Genomic DNA, 14,947 nt, shown 5'->3' on the forward strand with positions numbered 1-14,947 from the left:
GCGGAAAATCAGGCGCAATACGCCTTTTTCAGGGTATCCACCAGCACTTCTGAGGCGGTAGATAACTTATGATGTGCCGAACGCAGAACGCCGATCCGACGCTGGATCACCGGCGTGTCCAGATCGATACAGGTTGCGCCTAATTCAGTCATTTGCGTACGGCACAGCGCGGGTACCGCGCTGCCGCCCAGGCCCTTAGCCACCAGCCGGCCAATGGTCACCAGTTGATGGCTCTCCAGCGCCACCTCCAGCGAATGCCCGCTTTGCACCAACTGTTCTTCCAGCATCAGACGCACAGCGGAAGGTCGTTGCAGAGTGATGAAATCCAGCGTCAGCAGTTCACGCCACGCAATACGATCCCGCCCTGCCAGTCGGCATGTTGGCGGGACAATCGCGATAAAACGATCCACACCAAGCGGGGTGAAATGCAGATGCCCGGAATAGTCCGGTTCGAAGGCAATGCCCATCTCCACCCGCCCTTCACTCACCATCTCAATGACTTGTTCGTTGATCACATCGTGAACCGTTACGTTGATACCGGAATAGGAATCACGAAACGTCTTTAGTACTGACGGCAGGACGTTAGCAGCAAATGAAGGCATGGCGGCAATAGAGATTTTACCGCGTTGCAGCGTGAATCGCTGGCGCATTGCCTCTTCCGTGTTCTCCCAGTCCGCAAGCAGCTGTCGCCCCATGTTCAGCAACGTTTCCCCTTCCTGTGTCAGGGTCACCTTGCGGGTGGTTCTCAATAGTAAAGCCCCACCCAACGAATCCTCCAGTCCTTTAATCGCCAGACTTAATGCGGGTTGCGACATATTCAGTCTTTCACTGGCATGAGCAAAATTCAGAGTGTGAGCTACCGCTAAAAACGCGCGTAACTGTTTGATGCTCATTCCCATTTCGCATTCCTTTAACCTGTTGAATACCTTTAATTAACATTAAATTGATAAAAAAACCCAATGAGTGAGTCACAAATTTAAAATTAACAAATCATTTTTCTCCCCCAATGATGTCGGCAAGGACAACAGGAGGGGCAAGTATATGGCTGGACTGGATAAACGGGTCGCCACGTATCAAGAGGCGCTGGAAGGACTGACCGACAACATGACGCTGCTGGCGGGCGGTTTTGGCTTATGTGGCATCCCTGAAAATCTGATTGCCGAAGTACGTCGTCGGGAGGTTCAGGGACTTACCGTGGTGTCAAACAACTGCGGCGTGGACGGTTTTGGCCTCGGCGTACTGCTGGAAACGCGTCAGGTGCGCAAAGTGGTTGCATCCTATGTGGGTGAAAACGCGCTGTTTGAAAAGCAGGTGCTTAGCGGCGAACTGGAAGCCATCCTGACGCCGCAAGGCACGCTGGCGGAGCAGTTGCGCGCTGGCGGCGCGGGGATCCCCGCTTTCTTCACCGCGACCGGATACGGGACCCCCGTGGCCGAAGGAAAAGAGGTGCGCGAGTTTGCCGGACGTCCGTACATTTTAGAACAGGCCATAACCGGAGACTTTGCGCTGGTCAAAGGCTGGAAAGCCGACTGGTACGGCAATGTTATCTATCGCCATACCGCACAGAATTTTAATCCGCTGATGGCCGCTGCCGGGCGCATTACCGTGGTGGAAGTTGAAGAGATCGTCCCCCCTGGCGAGTTGGATCCCGCTGCGATTCATACTCCCGGAATTTTTGTTAACCGCATTATTCAGGGGCAATTTGAAAAACGTATTGAACAACGCACCCTGCGCCAGAAAGGAGCCTGACCATGTTAACGCGTGAACAAATGGCAATGCGTGTCGCCCGTGAGCTGCGCGACGGTTATTACGTCAACCTTGGGATTGGTATTCCCACTCTGGTAGCGAACTACATCCCCGATGGTATGGACGTGATGCTGCAATCGGAAAACGGTTTGCTGGGTATGGGGCCGTTTCCCACAGAAGACGAAATTGATGCGGACATGATCAACGCCGGAAAACAGACCGTGACAGCGCGCAAAGGCGCAGCGATTTTCGACTCGGCGCAATCCTTCGCGATGATCCGCGGCGGCCACGTTGACCTGACGGTGCTCGGCGCGTTTGAAGTCGATGTTAACGGCAATATCGCCTCGTGGATGATCCCCGGAAAAATGGTGAAAGGCATGGGCGGCGCAATGGACCTGGTGGCCGGAGCCGACAACATCATCGTGGTGATGACCCATGCCTCCAAAAACGGTGAGTCAAAATTGCTTCCCGCCTGCACCCTGCCGCTGACCGGCGTGGCCTGCATCAAACGCGTACTTACCGATCTGGCGTTGCTGGAGATTGCTGACGGGGCGTTCATTCTTCGCGAACGCGCCCCGGGTATCAGCGTGGATGACATCGTCGCCAGAACCGCCGGCAAGCTGATCGTTCCTGAAAATGTCCCCGAGATGCAATTTAACTGAGGAGCTGACCATGCAGGATGTTGTTATTGTCGCGGCAACGCGCACCCCGATTGGCAGTTTTCAGGGCGCGCTGGCGCCGCTTTCGGCGGTTGAACTCGGTTCGGTGGTCATCCGTTCCCTGCTGGAAAAAACGGCCGTGGCGCCTGAGCAAATTGATGAAGTGATTTTGGGTCAGGTGCTCACGACGGGCAGTGGTCAAAATCCGGCCAGACAGACGGCGTTACGCGCGGGCTTACCGGTCACTACGCCAGCGCTAACCATTAATCTGGTGTGCGGCTCGGGCCTGAAGGCAGTGCATCAGGCGGTACAGGCGATTCGCTGCGGTGATGCGCAAATTGTGATTGCCGGTGGGCAGGAGAGCATGAGCAATGCGCCCTATTTCCTCGACGGCGCGCGGGCCGGTCTGCGCCTGGGTCATGCCAGCCTGAAAGACAGCGTAGTGCATGACGGTTTATGGGACGCCTTCAACGACTATCACATGGGCATTACCGCGGAGAATCTGGCAGATAAGTTCGCTATCAGTCGTGAGCAACAGGACGCATTTGCTCTGCACTCCCAGCAAAAAGCAGCTGCCGCGATTGAAGCCGGTCGTTTTAGTGCGGAGATTACCCCGGTCAGCGTTCCGCAGGGGAAAAAACCGCCGCGTGTAGTGGACCGTGACGAACAGCCGCGCCCGGATACTCAGGCTGATAAGCTGGCGCAGCTCAAGCCAGCGTTTCGGCCTGGAAACGGCACGGTGACCGCCGGGAATGCTTCTTCAATCAATGATGGCGCCGCGGCGGTGATGCTAATGAGCGCCGCCAAAGCCGCAGAACTCAATTTGTCGGTTCTGGGACGGGTTGCGGGCTACGCGGTCTCCGGCGTCGATCCGGCCATTATGGGTATTGGGCCGGTAGATGCGTCACTTCAGTGTCTGAAAAGGGCTGGCTGGGCGCTGAACGATGTTGATCTCATTGAAGCCAACGAAGCGTTTGCCGCACAAGCGCTGGCGGTTGGCGAATCACTGAACTGGGATAGCAGCAAAGTTAACGTCAATGGCGGCGCGATCGCGCTGGGTCATCCGATTGGCGCTTCCGGGTGCCGGATTCTGGTGACCCTGCTGCATGAAATGGCCCGCAGTAACGCCGCTAAAGGGTTGGCCACGCTGTGCGTAGGCGGCGGTCAGGGTGTTGCGCTGGCAGTAGAGCGTCCAGGGGGATCTCATGAAAAATAAGCAAATTTGCGTACTGGGCGCGGGTTTAATGGGCGTCGGCATCGCCACCCACTTTGCCCGCTTTGGACACGATATCTGGTTGTACGACACCGATAGCAGCCGAATTGCGGAAATTAGCCTTATTGCCAGCGGTATTGTGGATGAGCTTATTGCTACTGAACAATTTGCTCTAAGCGAAAAAACATCGGTTATGAACCGTCTACACGGTACGACGTCGCTACAGGATATTGCCGCGTGCGGATTGCTGATTGAAGCCATCCCGGAACGCCTCGAACTTAAACATGCGCTGTATGCGCAACTGGAAGAGCTGATCGCACCGGAGGCGGTTATTGCCAGTAATACCAGCGGACTGCCACCCGATGCCCTGGCAGAAAAGCTTGCCTATCCTGAGCGGTTGCTGATTGCCCATTTCTGGAACCCGCCGCACTTTATTCCGCTGGTTGAAATTGTGCCGGGGACGGCAACGAAGGCGGAATATCTCCATGAATTACAACAACTACTGCTGTCGATGCAGCTGGAAGCGGTCGTACTCGATCGCGCCGCGCCAGGGTTTGTCGGCAACCGTCTGCAATTCGCCCTGCTGCGTGAAGCGTTGCATATCGTTAAAAGCGGTATCGCCAGCGCGGAGGTAGTGGATCAGGTAATGCGTGCCTCGCTCGGACGACGCTATGCCATGGTTGGCCCGCTGGAGGCGGCTGATATGACGGGTCTTTCTACGGTACAGGACATTTGTCAGCATCTGTTACCCACGCTCGCCACCGGTAGCGACATGATGTCGCTGGTCGCTGACAAGGTTGCCAACGGTGATACTGGTTTGCGCAGCGGCCAGGGATTTTATCGCTGGGATGATTCGCGCAAGGAGTACATCCAGCAACGCAGAGAGTACCAGCTGCGCTTTGCCCTGAACCCGTAACTTCTCTTTCTGTACCCCACTATAACAATGATATTGAGGAGTCATGATGAGTGTATTAATCGCCCTGGCAGCGCTGGGCCTGCTGATGCTTGCAGCCTATCGCGGATACAGCGTCATCCTGTTTGCCCCCATCGCGGCATTAGGTGCTGTATTGCTTACCGAACCCAGCGCCGTCGGCCCTGCCTTCACCGGCCTGTTTATGGAAAAAATGGTCGGTTTTGTGAAGCTTTACTTCCCGGTATTTTTGCTGGGTGCGGTGTTTGGCAAGTTAATCGAGTTGTCTGGTTTTTCCCGCTCTATTGTTGCCGCCGCCATCAATATTCTCGGGCGGCGTCACGCCATCCCGGTGATCGTGCTGGTGTGCGCGCTGTTAACCTACGGCGGGGTATCGCTGTTCGTCGTGGCGTTTGCGGTGTATCCCTTTGCGGCGGAGCTGTTCCGCCAGAGTAATATCCCTAAGCGCCTGATCCCGGCCACCGTTGCGCTGGGCGCGTTTTCCTTCACGATGGACGCCTTGCCGGGCACGCCGCAGATCCAGAATATTATTCCGACCAGCTTCTTTGGGACTAACGCCTGGGCCGCGCCGTGGCTGGGGCTGATAGGCTCGCTGTTTATTATTTTCGTCGGTCTGGTTTATCTCGAACGTCAGCGTCGTAAAGCGCAGGCAAAGAATGAAGGCTATGGCACTGAACTGTTAAACGAGCCGGAAACGCCGGATAACATTAACCTGCCGAACCCGATAATCGCTATCTCTCCGCTGATTCTGGTTGGGGTATTTAACCTGCTGTTTACCCGCTGGATCCCACAGTGGTATGGCGCAACACATCAACTGGAACTGCCAGGCCTTGCCAAACCGATTACCACCGAAGTCGGTAAAATTACCGCTATCTGGGCGGTGGAAGCGGCGCTGATTTCAGGGATCCTGCTGGTGGTGCTGTTCGGCTATCGCAACATTAAAGGTCGCCTGGCGGAAGGCAGTAGAACGGCGGTTGGCGGCGCGATCCTCGCGGCCATGAACACCGCGTCGGAGTATGGTTTTGGTGCGGTGATCGCTGCCCTGCCGGGTTTCCTTGTGTTGTCAAAAGCGCTGGCGGCGATCCCCGACCCGCTTCTTAACGAAGCCATCAGCATCACCACACTGGCCGGGATCACCGGCTCGGCGTCTGGCGGAATGAGTATTGCCCTCGCCGCCATGTCTGACACTTTTATTGCCGCTGCCCATGCCGCCAATATTCCACTCGAAGTCTTCCACCGCGTGGCGTCAATGGCCAGTGGCGGCATGGATACCCTGCCGCACAACGGCGCGGTCATTACCCTGCTGGCTATTACCGGCCTCAGCCATCGTCAGGCGTACGGCGGGATTTTCGCCATCACCGTGATCAAAAGCCTGGCCGTGCTGTTTGTTATCGGCGTCTTCTACACCACCGGAATTGTTTAAGGAGAATCATCATGAACTTAACGGGAAAAACCGCCCTGGTTACCGGCTCGACCAGCGGTATTGGATTAGGCATCGCTCAGGTGCTGGCACAAGCGGGCGCTTCGTTGATCCTCAACGGGTTTGGTGATGTCGAAGCCGCCAAAGACGCCAAAGACGCCGTGGCGCAGTATGGCAAAACGCCAGGCTACCACGGCGCGGACCTGAGCGATGAAGCGCAAATTGCTGACATGATGCGCTATGCCGCAAGCGAATTTGGCGGTGTGGATATCCTGGTCAACAACGCCGGGATCCAGCATGTGTCTCCGGTAGAAACCTTCCCGGTTGAAAAATGGAACGCAATTATTGCTATTAACCTCTCATCCGTTTTTCACACTACGCGACTGGCGCTGCCAGGCATGCGCGTACGGAACTGGGGACGCATCATTAATATCGCCTCGGTTCACGGCCTGGTGGCTTCTAAAGAGAAATCCGCGTACGTGGCAGCCAAGCACGGCGTGGTGGGATTAACCAAGACCATTGCGCTGGAAACCGCGCAGACCGGCATCACCTGCAATGCGCTATGCCCCGGTTGGGTGCTCACACCGTTGGTCCAGCAGCAGATTGATAAACGTATTGCCGAAGGCGCTGCGCCTGACGTCGCACGTGACGCCCTGCTGGCGGAAAAGCAACCGTCGCGCGAATTCGTCACGCCGGAGCAGTTAGGGGAACTCGCGTTGTTTTTATGTTCAGACGGTGCGGCGCAGGTACGAGGCGTTGCGTGGAATATTGATGGCGGCTGGGTGGCGCAATAATATCATCGGGTGCCGGATAAGACGTAGTCGCATCCGGCACGCCACGATTAAGACTTCAGCTGATAATCCAGTGTAATTTCCGCGTTCAGTACCTGCGAAACTGGGCAGCCGGCCTTCGCTTTCTGGATGATGCCGTCAAACGTGGCGGCGTCTATCCCCGGAACGCTTACCTCACTGTGCAGCGCTACTTTGGTTATCGCAAATCCCGCATCCACCTTATCCAGAGAAACATCGGCAGTGGTATCAATGGCGTTTGGCGTAAAGCCCGCATCGCCCAGCATTAACGAAAGCGCCATTGAGAAGCAGGCGGCATGGGCCGCGCCAATCAACTCTTCAGGGTTGGTGCCTTTTACCCCTTCGAACCGGGTATTAAACCCATACGGTTGCTGATTCAGCACGCCACTTTCGGTCGATACGGTACCTTTACCGCGCTTAATGTCGCCTTCCCAGTGTGCCTGACCCTTCTTATGGATAGTCATTACCGTTCTCCTGTGTTGTCGTTGAAGTTACAAGTATAGGACGCCTGAGAAAATGCATGATCCATCCGGGATAGTTCTGCATTTACCGCTTAAGCATTGACCTTTCAGACAAAATGACCGACCATCCTGAAAGCCGTTATTTTAAACATCGGCTTTCTATCAGGTTGTATTTCGTCCGTTGTTATACGGGCTCGCCCTTGAAACCAGAAACAGGATTAAGGAGTTAGAATGAAATCGAACCGTCAGGCCCGTCATATTCTTGGACTGGACCACAAAATCTCAAACCAACGTAAAGTCGTGACCGAAGGTGACAAAACCAGTGTGGTCAACAATCCTACCGGAAGAAAACGCCGCGCTGACGGCAAATAGTCTTTCGCAGGTCTGACTGAATAACGAGATAAACACCATTGCAACCGCAGTGGTGTTTTTGCTTATAAAACCCCATACCCCATTCACAATGCTTTATACTTCGCCCGTTTCCCTGGCGGACAGGCCACACACGATCATAAAGAACGCCAGGGACGGTTATTCAAAAAAGAGTGAGTGACATGGAAAACGAAACTAAAAAACTGCGTTCCCTTTACATCCCCTACGCTGGCCCGGTACTGCTGGAATTCCCTTTACTGAATAAAGGGAGCGCTTTCAGTGTCGAAGAACGCCGTAACTTCAACCTGCTGGGGTTACTGCCGGAAGTGGTCGAGACGATTGAAGAACAGGCTGAACGCGCCTGGATCCAATATCAGGGATTCAAAACCGAAATCGACAAGCATATTTACCTGCGTAACATTCAGGACACCAACGAAACCCTGTTTTACCGACTGGTGCATAATCACCTTGATGAGATGATGCCGGTTATCTATACCCCAACGGTAGGTGCTGCCTGTGAGCGTTTCTCTGAGATCTACCGTCGCGCGCGCGGTGTGTTTATCTCTTATCAGAACCGCCACAATATGGACGATATCCTGCAGAACGTGCCTAACCACAATATCAAAGTCATCGTCGTTACCGACGGTGAACGTATTCTGGGCCTTGGCGACCAGGGGATCGGCGGGATGGGTATTCCGATCGGTAAACTGTCGCTGTATACCGCGTGTGGTGGAATTAGTCCGGCCTACACCCTGCCGGTCGTCCTGGACGTCGGTACCAACAATCAGCAACTGCTGAACGATCCGCTGTATATGGGCTGGCGTAATCCGCGTATCACTGATGATGAATACTACGAATTTGTCGATGAATTCATCCAGGCTGTGAAGCATCGTTGGCCGGACGTGCTGCTGCAATTCGAAGACTTCGCGCAGAAAAATGCGATGCCGTTGCTGAACCGCTATCGCGATGAAATTTGCTCGTTTAACGACGATATTCAGGGCACCGCAGCCGTTACCGTTGGTACGCTCATTGCCGCCAGCCGCGCGGCGGGTAGCCAGTTAAGTGAACAGAATATCGTGTTCCTGGGAGCGGGCTCAGCCGGTTGCGGGATTGCCGAGCAGATCATCGCGCAAATCCAGCGTGAAGGTTTAAGCGAGGAAGCGGCGCGTCAGCGCGTGTTTATGGTCGATCGCTTCGGCCTGTTAACCGACAAAATGCCGAACCTGCTCTCCTTCCAGACCAAACTGGTGCAAAAACGCGAAAATCTGCAGCACTGGGATACGCAAGAGGATGTGCTGTCGTTACTCGACGTGGTGCGTAACGTTAAGCCGGATATCCTGATTGGTGTTTCCGGACAGACCGGCCTGTTTACCGAAGAGATCATCCGCGAAATGCACAAGCATTGTTCGCGTCCCATCGTCATGCCGCTGTCTAACCCAACTTCACGCGTGGAAGCTACGCCACAGGATATTATCGCCTGGACCGAAGGTAACGCGCTGGTTGCGACCGGTAGTCCGTTCGCGCCGGTAGTGTGGAAGGAAAAAGTTTTCCCGATTGCTCAGTGTAATAACGCCTATATTTTCCCGGGTATCGGGCTGGGTGTTATTGCTTCCGGCGCATCGCGCATTACCGATGAAATGCTGATGTCGGCCAGTGAAACACTGGCGCAGTATTCACCGCTGGTGCTGAACGGCGAAGGACTGGTGTTACCGGAACTGAAAGACATTCAGACAGTTTCCCGTGCGATTGCTTTTGCCGTGGGTAAAATGGCCCAGCAGCAAGGCGTGGCTGTGAAAACGTCCGCCGAAGCGCTGCAACAGGCGATTGACGATAATTTCTGGCAGGCGGAATATCGCGACTACCGTCGAACTTCTATTTGACGGTTTGCCCGGCAGCAGAGTCTGCCGGGCAATTTTAAGCGTTCGATGAACGAAATACAGTATGCAGATTACTGTTCTGAAAGTTCCAGCTCAGCGATAACCGGCAGGTGATCGCTCGCCGTAGACCACGTAAATTCGGGTGAGTTATGTGGAATTTCCAGATTTTTGACGTTCCACTTCTGCCCTTTAAACGTGAAAATATGGTCTATATCGATCGCAGGGTTAACGGCTGGCCAACTGCGGGTATCAACCCCGTCTTTCGTCACTTCGTTGAAAAAGTAACGTATTTCTTTCAGCGGCTGCTCGTCCCGGGTCGAATTAAAGTCCCCTGCAAGGATTTTAATTGAGGAGGCGATATCCGGGAAATCTGATGTCGCGTCGCCAATGCTGATATCTAAAAGATAGCGGGCTTGTTCCGTACGCATGGTAGGATCTTTTTGCCAGTCGAGATGGGTCACCATAATGATGGGGGCAGAATCAAACCCAGGCACGTCAACCTGCGCCAGTAACGCCACGCGTTGTTCAGCATTACCCGACGGTAATTTTACCACCTGCGTGTGCAATATTTTATATTTGGAAAGCAGTCCTAACCCGTACTCACCGCCATCAAAATCGAGCGCTTTACCAAAGGCGTAATACAGTTTATTGGCATCAGCGATTTTTTTGAGTTGATCGATCTTTTGACTGCGCCCTGTTTTATTATCAACCTCTGGCACTGCTATAATATCTGCATCTATTCTTTTAATAGCTGAATTAAGTGCCGTAAAATCCGCCACATCAGCAGATGCTTCATTTTTACCAATGTTATAGGTGGCAATCTTTAAATGCGGGTTATTCTGCGTGTAAATTTTGTCAGGAACACCACCCTTTTGCACTTTAAGTATCTCATTACCAGCGAGTTTTTCACTTGCTTGTGCATTTGCAAATAAACATCCCAGCGCAATCATCGTCAATGTCATTGTTTTTTTCATGTCATCTATTCTCCAATTAATAAAATAGTGAGCGACAGCGTACCGGAGAACAGCGATCGTTATTGTGATCCTTAACTCAAGCTTTCGACGCGACGAAAATTAACTTTTGCCTGATTTATTTGTCTTGTGATCTGCTGGGCGTTCAAAGCTTGCGCTACCGCGTATGTTGCGATTACACTTTCATCACCGATTAACATTCTGAAAAACAAAAGGAGGATACTTATGCTGTACTGTGAACGTTTTATCGTTTCACATGCTTTTGGCGATCGCCAGTGCTCAAGCGTTATCGGTATCGTGCTGCGATAACTTCTGCTTGAGCGAAGCTAACTTCTCAATCCCCTTCTCTCGGGCTTACCGGGTTATCGTCAGCGATGTTTGACGAGGCGTTTTTACGCCTGTAACTCTTGAGTAAGCAACAATGAGCACATTACTAACCGCACAATCCTTACACGTTGATACGGCATTTGGCACGCTATTCGACGATCTTTCCTTCACCCTGAAAAAAGGTGACCGCATCGGGCTTATCGGTTACAACGGCTGCGGCAAAAGTACGCTGTTAAAACTGCTTGATGGCACGATTTCACCCACCAGCGGGTCTATCGCGCAGGCGAATCACTGTCATCTCGCACGTGTGGAGCAACATTTACCTGACGATATACTGCCGCTTACGTTGCAAGAGGCGGTGCTTGCTCAACTTCCCGAGCATGAACGCGCGAGCCAGCAATGGCGAGTTGAAGCGTTGCTGGCCGAAATGGGTTTCACGCCGGAGAATTTATCTCTGACAGCACAAACGCTGAGCGGCGGACAACACACGCGCCTGTTATTAGCGCGGGCGCTGATGCGAAATCCTGACCTGCTACTGCTGGATGAACCGGGTAACCACCTGGATTTGCCCACATTACTGTGGCTGGAACAGTTCTTACAGAACTGGTCTGGTAGTTTTGTAGTGGTTTCCCACGATCCGCAGTTACTGGATGCCGTGACTCACGGGACCTGGATCCTGCGCGATCGCACCCTGCACGCCTTCGATCTGCCCTGTAGCGCGGCGCGTCAGGCTCTGGTAGACAGAGACGCCAGCGATGCTTTGCGCCATAAGGCTGAACAAAAGGAGATCGACCGCGTCACCGCCAGCGCCAAACGGCTGGCGACCTGGGGGCGGGTCTACGACAACGAAGACCTTTCCCGTAAAGCCAAGCAGATGGAAAAACAGGTGCTGCGCCTGAAAGAGGTACAGACCGAAGTAACCTCGGGAAGTCAGTGGACACTAACATTGCAGGGTGATGCCCTGCGTGCGGATCGTTTGCTGGAGATGACTCATCTGTCCGTGGCCCCTGCTCCTGGCGCAGATTCGCTGTTTTCGATAGCCGGTATCCGCGTAAAAAGCGGCGATCGCGTGGCGATTGTCGGGCGCAATGGGTGTGGGAAATCATCGCTGTTAAGGCTTATCTGGCAACAGTTTCACTCACAGCTGGCATCGCCTTCATTGGTGTTACACCCGCGCGTTACGTTGGGGTATTATGATCAAACGCTGCACCAACTCGCTGATGACGACTCGCTGTTTGACGCGCTGGAAGCGTTTGCTCCTCAGCCTGATATTCGCAAAATGGCCTTGATTAGCGCGGGCTTTCCATGGGTTCGGCACGCACAGCGGGTCAGTACATTAAGCGGTGGCGAGCGTTCCCGGTTATTGTTTGTGGGACTGACGCTTGCGCGTTATAGCCTGCTGATGCTTGATGAACCGACCAACCATCTGGATATGGAAGGCAAAGAGGCGCTGGCAGAAACGCTGCAAAGCTATCACGGCGGCGTGCTGCTGGTCAGTCACGATCGCCAGCTTATCAGCAAAAGCTGTAACCGGTTCTGGTTTATTGAGAACGGCGAACTCAGCGAATGGCACGATCTGGACGCGATCAACGCGCGAATTCGGGAAACATCTGCTGAGATACCCGTCCCGAAAACGGTGGTTGAAGCGAGAAATGAAATAAGCCGCGACAGTGATGCGTTACTGGAACACCTTCTCGAACTGGAGCAGCGGCTGGCCGACGATCTCGCTCGTAAGCCGAAACATCAAAAACCGCTGTTACAAGCGCAATGGCGTCAGGAGATTGCGCGTCTGAACTCACTACTGGAGTAAACCGCATTGCCGGATGGCGCAAGCTTATCCGGCCTACATCAGCAAAATGCGCCTGTAGGCCCGTCATCCGGCATGCCATGTATTACTGCGTTTTTTTCTCTTTCCAGGCATCCCAGGCCTGTTTGATCTCTTGCTTTGCCGTAGCGGCGTCGTTGAAACCGTTTAATTCTACCTTTTTGCGCCCTTCCGGCAGATCTTTGTACACGCGGAAGAAAGATTCCAGGCGTTGCACTTCAATCTTGGGCAGATCGCTCAACTCTTTGATGTCATCATAAGTCGGGTCAATTTTACTGGCCGGAACGGCGACAATTTTGTCGTCCTTTTCTCCGCCGTCGATCATCTTCAGCACGCCAATCGCGCGCAGCTTAATCAATGTTCCTGGGGCCAGTGGCGCACGGGTATAAAAAATGACGTCCAGCGGGTCGCCGTCACCGGCTAAAGATTGAGTCAACGAGCCGTAGTTGGCGGGATAGGCAACCGGCATTGACTGGAAGCGATCGGCAACGATAAAACCGGTTTTGGCGTCGGTTTCATATTTAATCATTCCACCTGCCGGGATTTCAGTTACGGCATAAAACTCTTCCGGGTTATTTTCCGGCTGAGGAAATTCGAGGATGTTCTGCGCCTGAGCGGACGCACAAAAAAACACGCTGACTGCGAGTAATTTTTTTACCAGATGCATTGTCTTTTAACTCTTCTATTATTAAAGACAACACCTTACGTTAAGCAGATGACAGAAACATGACGTTTTTTTGGCAAAAAAATGGCGCTACCGATGTAGCGCCATTACGTGGAGGTAACGTCAGGGATTAGTTTACCCCTTCCTCGCTCTCTTTTTTCGCTTCTTGTCTTTCGACTTCGCGATACCAGCGCGGGTGATGTTTCTTCGCCCAGCGACGGCTCACTTTCCCTTCGATCATGCCTTTAATAGAGCCTTTCACCCAGAATGCCATATACATATGGATGAGGATGGCGTGCATCAGGATAATGCCTGCCGCCGCATGGATCAGCAGGCTATAACGCACGACCTGCATCGGGAAGAACTGCGCAAAGTACGGACGCCAGATAATAATGCCGGTAATCAGCAGCACGAAAATCATGCTCATGATCGACCAGAACATCATTTTCTGTCCGGCGTTGTACTTGCCCACATCCGCCACTTTATGTTCATTGCCTTTCAGCACTTCCACAATGTTTTTCAGCCACGGAATATCTTTTTTATCCGGGATGTTGTGGTGAACAAAGCGTACAAACATGAACATTAACGCCACGAAGATCAGCAGCCCGAAGAACGGGTGCAAAATACGCCCCATCTGCGGCGTACCGAAAGTCTGCGTCAGCCATTGCAGAGTCGGGAAGAAAAATGAAATCCCCGACAGCGCCACCAGGAAGAAGCAGATCACCACCGTCCAGTGACAGGCGCGGTCGATAAACTTCGTGCGCACAATCATTTTCGACTTACTCATGATGATCCTCCTCGTCGTCGTCCACTTCCTTATTCGGACCAATACCAACGTAGTGGTAAATAAGTCCGGCGAAGGTGGCGATAAATCCGGCTGCGGCCAGCGGTTTCAGCGCCCCTTTCCACAGATTGATAGAGGTATCAATCTGCGGATCTTTCGGCAGGCCGTGGTACAGCTCCGGCTGGTTGGCATGATGCAGAACGTACATCACATGCGTCCCCCCCACACCTTCCGGGTTGTAGAGTCCGGCGTGTTCGAAACCGCGAGCTTTCAGTTTGGCCACCCGCTGTTCGCCCATTTCCAGCATTTCCTGCTTGGTGCCGAAATGTATTGCCCCTGTTGGACAGGTCTTGACGCAGGCAGGCTCCTGCCCGACGCTGACGCGGTCCACACACAGCGTACATTTATACACGCGGTTATCCTCTTTATTGAGGCGCGGAATATTAAATGGACACCCGGCAATACAGTAGCCGCAGCCAATGCAGTGCTCTGACTGGAAATCGACAATCCCGTTGGCGTACTGAATAATCGCCCCGGCAGACGGGCACGCCTTCAGGCAGCCCGGATCTTCACAGTGCATACAGCCGTCTTTACGAATTAGCCACTCAAGCTTGCCGTTCTGTTCGGTTTCGCTAAATCGCATCACCGTCCAGGATTTGGCGCTGAGATCGGCGGGGTTGTCATACACCCCGACGCAATGACCGACTTCATCGCGGATATCGTTCCACTCTGAACATGCCACCTGGCAGGCCTTACAGCCTATACAGGTGGACACATCGATCAGTTTCGCGACCTCTGCTTTGTAATCACGGGCCTGAGGCGGCGGCGTGATGGAGTTTGTTGCGGACCGTTTGATGATGTCCTGCGTTTCCATAGACATATATTCGCCCC

14 protein-coding genes and 1 pseudogene are annotated in these 14,947 nt (G+C 53.5%); 9 read left to right on the forward strand and 6 right to left on the reverse strand.

The window, feature by feature from the left end:
* Window positions 1-8: 8 nt before the first annotated feature.
* The gene (locus OGV69_RS13535) at window positions 9-899 is read right to left on the reverse strand and encodes a LysR family transcriptional regulator (protein ID WP_038640611.1); all 891 of its coding nucleotides are present in this window, start codon (window positions 897-899) and stop codon (window positions 9-11) included.
* Between the two features lie 142 nt (window positions 900-1,041).
* On the opposite strand from OGV69_RS13535, the gene OGV69_RS13540 reads away from it, so the two are divergent.
* The 6 genes from OGV69_RS13540 to OGV69_RS13565 are packed head-to-tail and all read left to right on the forward strand — an operon-like array spanning window position 1,042 to window position 6,763.
* Window positions 1,042-1,749 (forward strand): CoA transferase subunit A, encoded by a 708-nt coding sequence (locus OGV69_RS13540; protein WP_032939731.1) that lies wholly within the window; start codon window positions 1,042-1,044, stop codon window positions 1,747-1,749.
* Window positions 1,750-1,751: 2 nt separating this feature from the next.
* Window positions 1,752-2,408: a CoA transferase subunit B gene (locus OGV69_RS13545; protein WP_038640615.1), complete on the forward strand. Its 657-nt coding sequence runs from the start codon at window positions 1,752-1,754 to the stop codon at window positions 2,406-2,408.
* Between the two features lie 10 nt (window positions 2,409-2,418).
* Window positions 2,419-3,621: an acetyl-CoA C-acetyltransferase gene (locus tag OGV69_RS13550; RefSeq protein WP_069325063.1), complete on the forward strand. Its 1,203-nt coding sequence runs from the start codon at window positions 2,419-2,421 to the stop codon at window positions 3,619-3,621.
* Window positions 3,611-4,534: a 3-hydroxyacyl-CoA dehydrogenase family protein gene (locus OGV69_RS13555; protein ID WP_069325064.1), complete on the forward strand. Its 924-nt coding sequence runs from the start codon at window positions 3,611-3,613 to the stop codon at window positions 4,532-4,534. Before OGV69_RS13550 ends, OGV69_RS13555 begins: the two co-directional genes overlap by 11 nt.
* 43 nt (window positions 4,535-4,577) lie before the next feature.
* The gene (locus OGV69_RS13560; protein WP_199951110.1) at window positions 4,578-5,972 is read left to right on the forward strand and encodes a GntP family permease; all 1,395 of its coding nucleotides are present in this window, start codon (window positions 4,578-4,580) and stop codon (window positions 5,970-5,972) included.
* A gap of 11 nt (window positions 5,973-5,983) precedes the next feature.
* Complete coding sequence (locus tag OGV69_RS13565; protein ID WP_069325065.1) at window positions 5,984-6,763, forward strand: 3-hydroxybutyrate dehydrogenase; 780 nt, start codon at window positions 5,984-5,986, stop codon at window positions 6,761-6,763.
* Window positions 6,764-6,810: 47 nt separating this feature from the next.
* Here the strand turns inward: OGV69_RS13565 and OGV69_RS13570 are convergent, their stop codons facing one another.
* Entirely contained in the window at window positions 6,811-7,242 is a 432-nt protein-coding gene (locus OGV69_RS13570; RefSeq protein ID WP_069325066.1) for an OsmC family protein, read from the reverse strand.
* Between the two features lie 228 nt (window positions 7,243-7,470).
* Between OGV69_RS13570 and sra the strand changes: the two genes are divergently transcribed.
* Entirely contained in the window at window positions 7,471-7,611 is a 141-nt protein-coding gene (gene sra, locus OGV69_RS13575; protein ID WP_038640628.1) for a stationary-phase-induced ribosome-associated protein, read from the forward strand.
* A gap of 179 nt (window positions 7,612-7,790) precedes the next feature.
* Window positions 7,791-9,488: a malate dehydrogenase gene (gene maeA, locus OGV69_RS13580; RefSeq protein ID WP_038640630.1), complete on the forward strand. Its 1,698-nt coding sequence runs from the start codon at window positions 7,791-7,793 to the stop codon at window positions 9,486-9,488.
* Between the two features lie 68 nt (window positions 9,489-9,556).
* On the opposite strand, the gene OGV69_RS13585 is transcribed toward maeA, so the two are convergent.
* Window positions 9,557-10,459, reverse strand: coding sequence for an endonuclease/exonuclease/phosphatase family protein (locus OGV69_RS13585; RefSeq protein WP_069325067.1), 903 nt, complete (start codon window positions 10,457-10,459; stop codon window positions 9,557-9,559).
* 418 nt (window positions 10,460-10,877) lie between these two features.
* Here OGV69_RS13585 and OGV69_RS13590 point away from each other — a divergent pair, with 418 nt between their 5' ends.
* Entirely contained in the window at window positions 10,878-12,593 is a 1,716-nt protein-coding gene (locus tag OGV69_RS13590; protein ID WP_069325068.1) for an ABC-F family ATP-binding cassette domain-containing protein, read from the forward strand.
* An 81-nt stretch (window positions 12,594-12,674) separates the two neighbouring features.
* On the opposite strand, the pseudogene OGV69_RS13595 reads toward OGV69_RS13590, so the two are convergent.
* From OGV69_RS13595 to fdnH, 3 genes and pseudogenes are all read right to left on the reverse strand, one after another.
* A pseudogene (locus OGV69_RS13595) lies at window positions 12,675-13,275 on the reverse strand (inorganic diphosphatase); the annotation flags it as partial.
* A gap of 127 nt (window positions 13,276-13,402) precedes the next feature.
* Window positions 13,403-14,059 carry a formate dehydrogenase-N subunit gamma gene (gene fdnI / locus OGV69_RS13600; protein ID WP_038640638.1) on the reverse strand — a complete coding sequence of 219 codons (657 nt, stop codon included), beginning with the start codon at window positions 14,057-14,059 and terminating at the stop codon, window positions 13,403-13,405.
* Window positions 14,052-14,936, reverse strand: a complete 885-nt coding sequence (gene fdnH, locus OGV69_RS13605; protein WP_038640640.1) for a formate dehydrogenase N subunit beta — start codon at window positions 14,934-14,936, stop codon at window positions 14,052-14,054. Before fdnH ends, fdnI begins: the two co-directional genes overlap by 8 nt.
* Window positions 14,937-14,947 lie beyond the last annotated feature (11 nt).

It is taken from the genome of Citrobacter sp. Cc139, assembly GCF_030334645.1.
Taxonomy (GTDB): Bacteria; Pseudomonadota; Gammaproteobacteria; order Enterobacterales; family Enterobacteriaceae; genus Citrobacter; species Citrobacter werkmanii.

Bases quoted from the DNA above. Each gene is read 5' to 3' on its own strand.
- OGV69_RS13535 (WP_038640611.1), bottom strand. From the start codon at position 899: ATGGGAATGAGCATCAAACAGTTACGCGCGTTTTTAGCGGTAGCTCAC.
- OGV69_RS13540 (WP_032939731.1), top strand. From the start codon at position 1,042: ATGGCTGGACTGGATAAACGGGTCGCCACGTATCAAGAGGCGCTGGAA.
- OGV69_RS13545 (WP_038640615.1), top strand. From the start codon at position 1,752: ATGTTAACGCGTGAACAAATGGCAATGCGTGTCGCCCGTGAGCTGCGC.
- OGV69_RS13550 (WP_069325063.1), top strand. From the start codon at position 2,419: ATGCAGGATGTTGTTATTGTCGCGGCAACGCGCACCCCGATTGGCAGT.
- OGV69_RS13555 (WP_069325064.1), top strand. From the start codon at position 3,611: ATGAAAAATAAGCAAATTTGCGTACTGGGCGCGGGTTTAATGGGCGTC.
- OGV69_RS13560 (WP_199951110.1), top strand. From the start codon at position 4,578: ATGATGAGTGTATTAATCGCCCTGGCAGCGCTGGGCCTGCTGATGCTT.
- OGV69_RS13565 (WP_069325065.1), top strand. From the start codon at position 5,984: ATGAACTTAACGGGAAAAACCGCCCTGGTTACCGGCTCGACCAGCGGT.
- OGV69_RS13570 (WP_069325066.1), bottom strand. From the start codon at position 7,242: ATGACTATCCATAAGAAGGGTCAGGCACACTGGGAAGGCGACATTAAG.
- sra (WP_038640628.1), top strand. From the start codon at position 7,471: ATGAAATCGAACCGTCAGGCCCGTCATATTCTTGGACTGGACCACAAA.
- maeA (WP_038640630.1), top strand. From the start codon at position 7,791: ATGGAAAACGAAACTAAAAAACTGCGTTCCCTTTACATCCCCTACGCT.
- OGV69_RS13585 (WP_069325067.1), bottom strand. From the start codon at position 10,459: ATGAAAAAAACAATGACATTGACGATGATTGCGCTGGGATGTTTATTT.
- OGV69_RS13590 (WP_069325068.1), top strand. From the start codon at position 10,878: ATGAGCACATTACTAACCGCACAATCCTTACACGTTGATACGGCATTT.
- fdnI (WP_038640638.1), bottom strand. From the start codon at position 14,059: ATGAGTAAGTCGAAAATGATTGTGCGCACGAAGTTTATCGACCGCGCC.
- fdnH (WP_038640640.1), bottom strand. From the start codon at position 14,936: ATGTCTATGGAAACGCAGGACATCATCAAACGGTCCGCAACAAACTCC.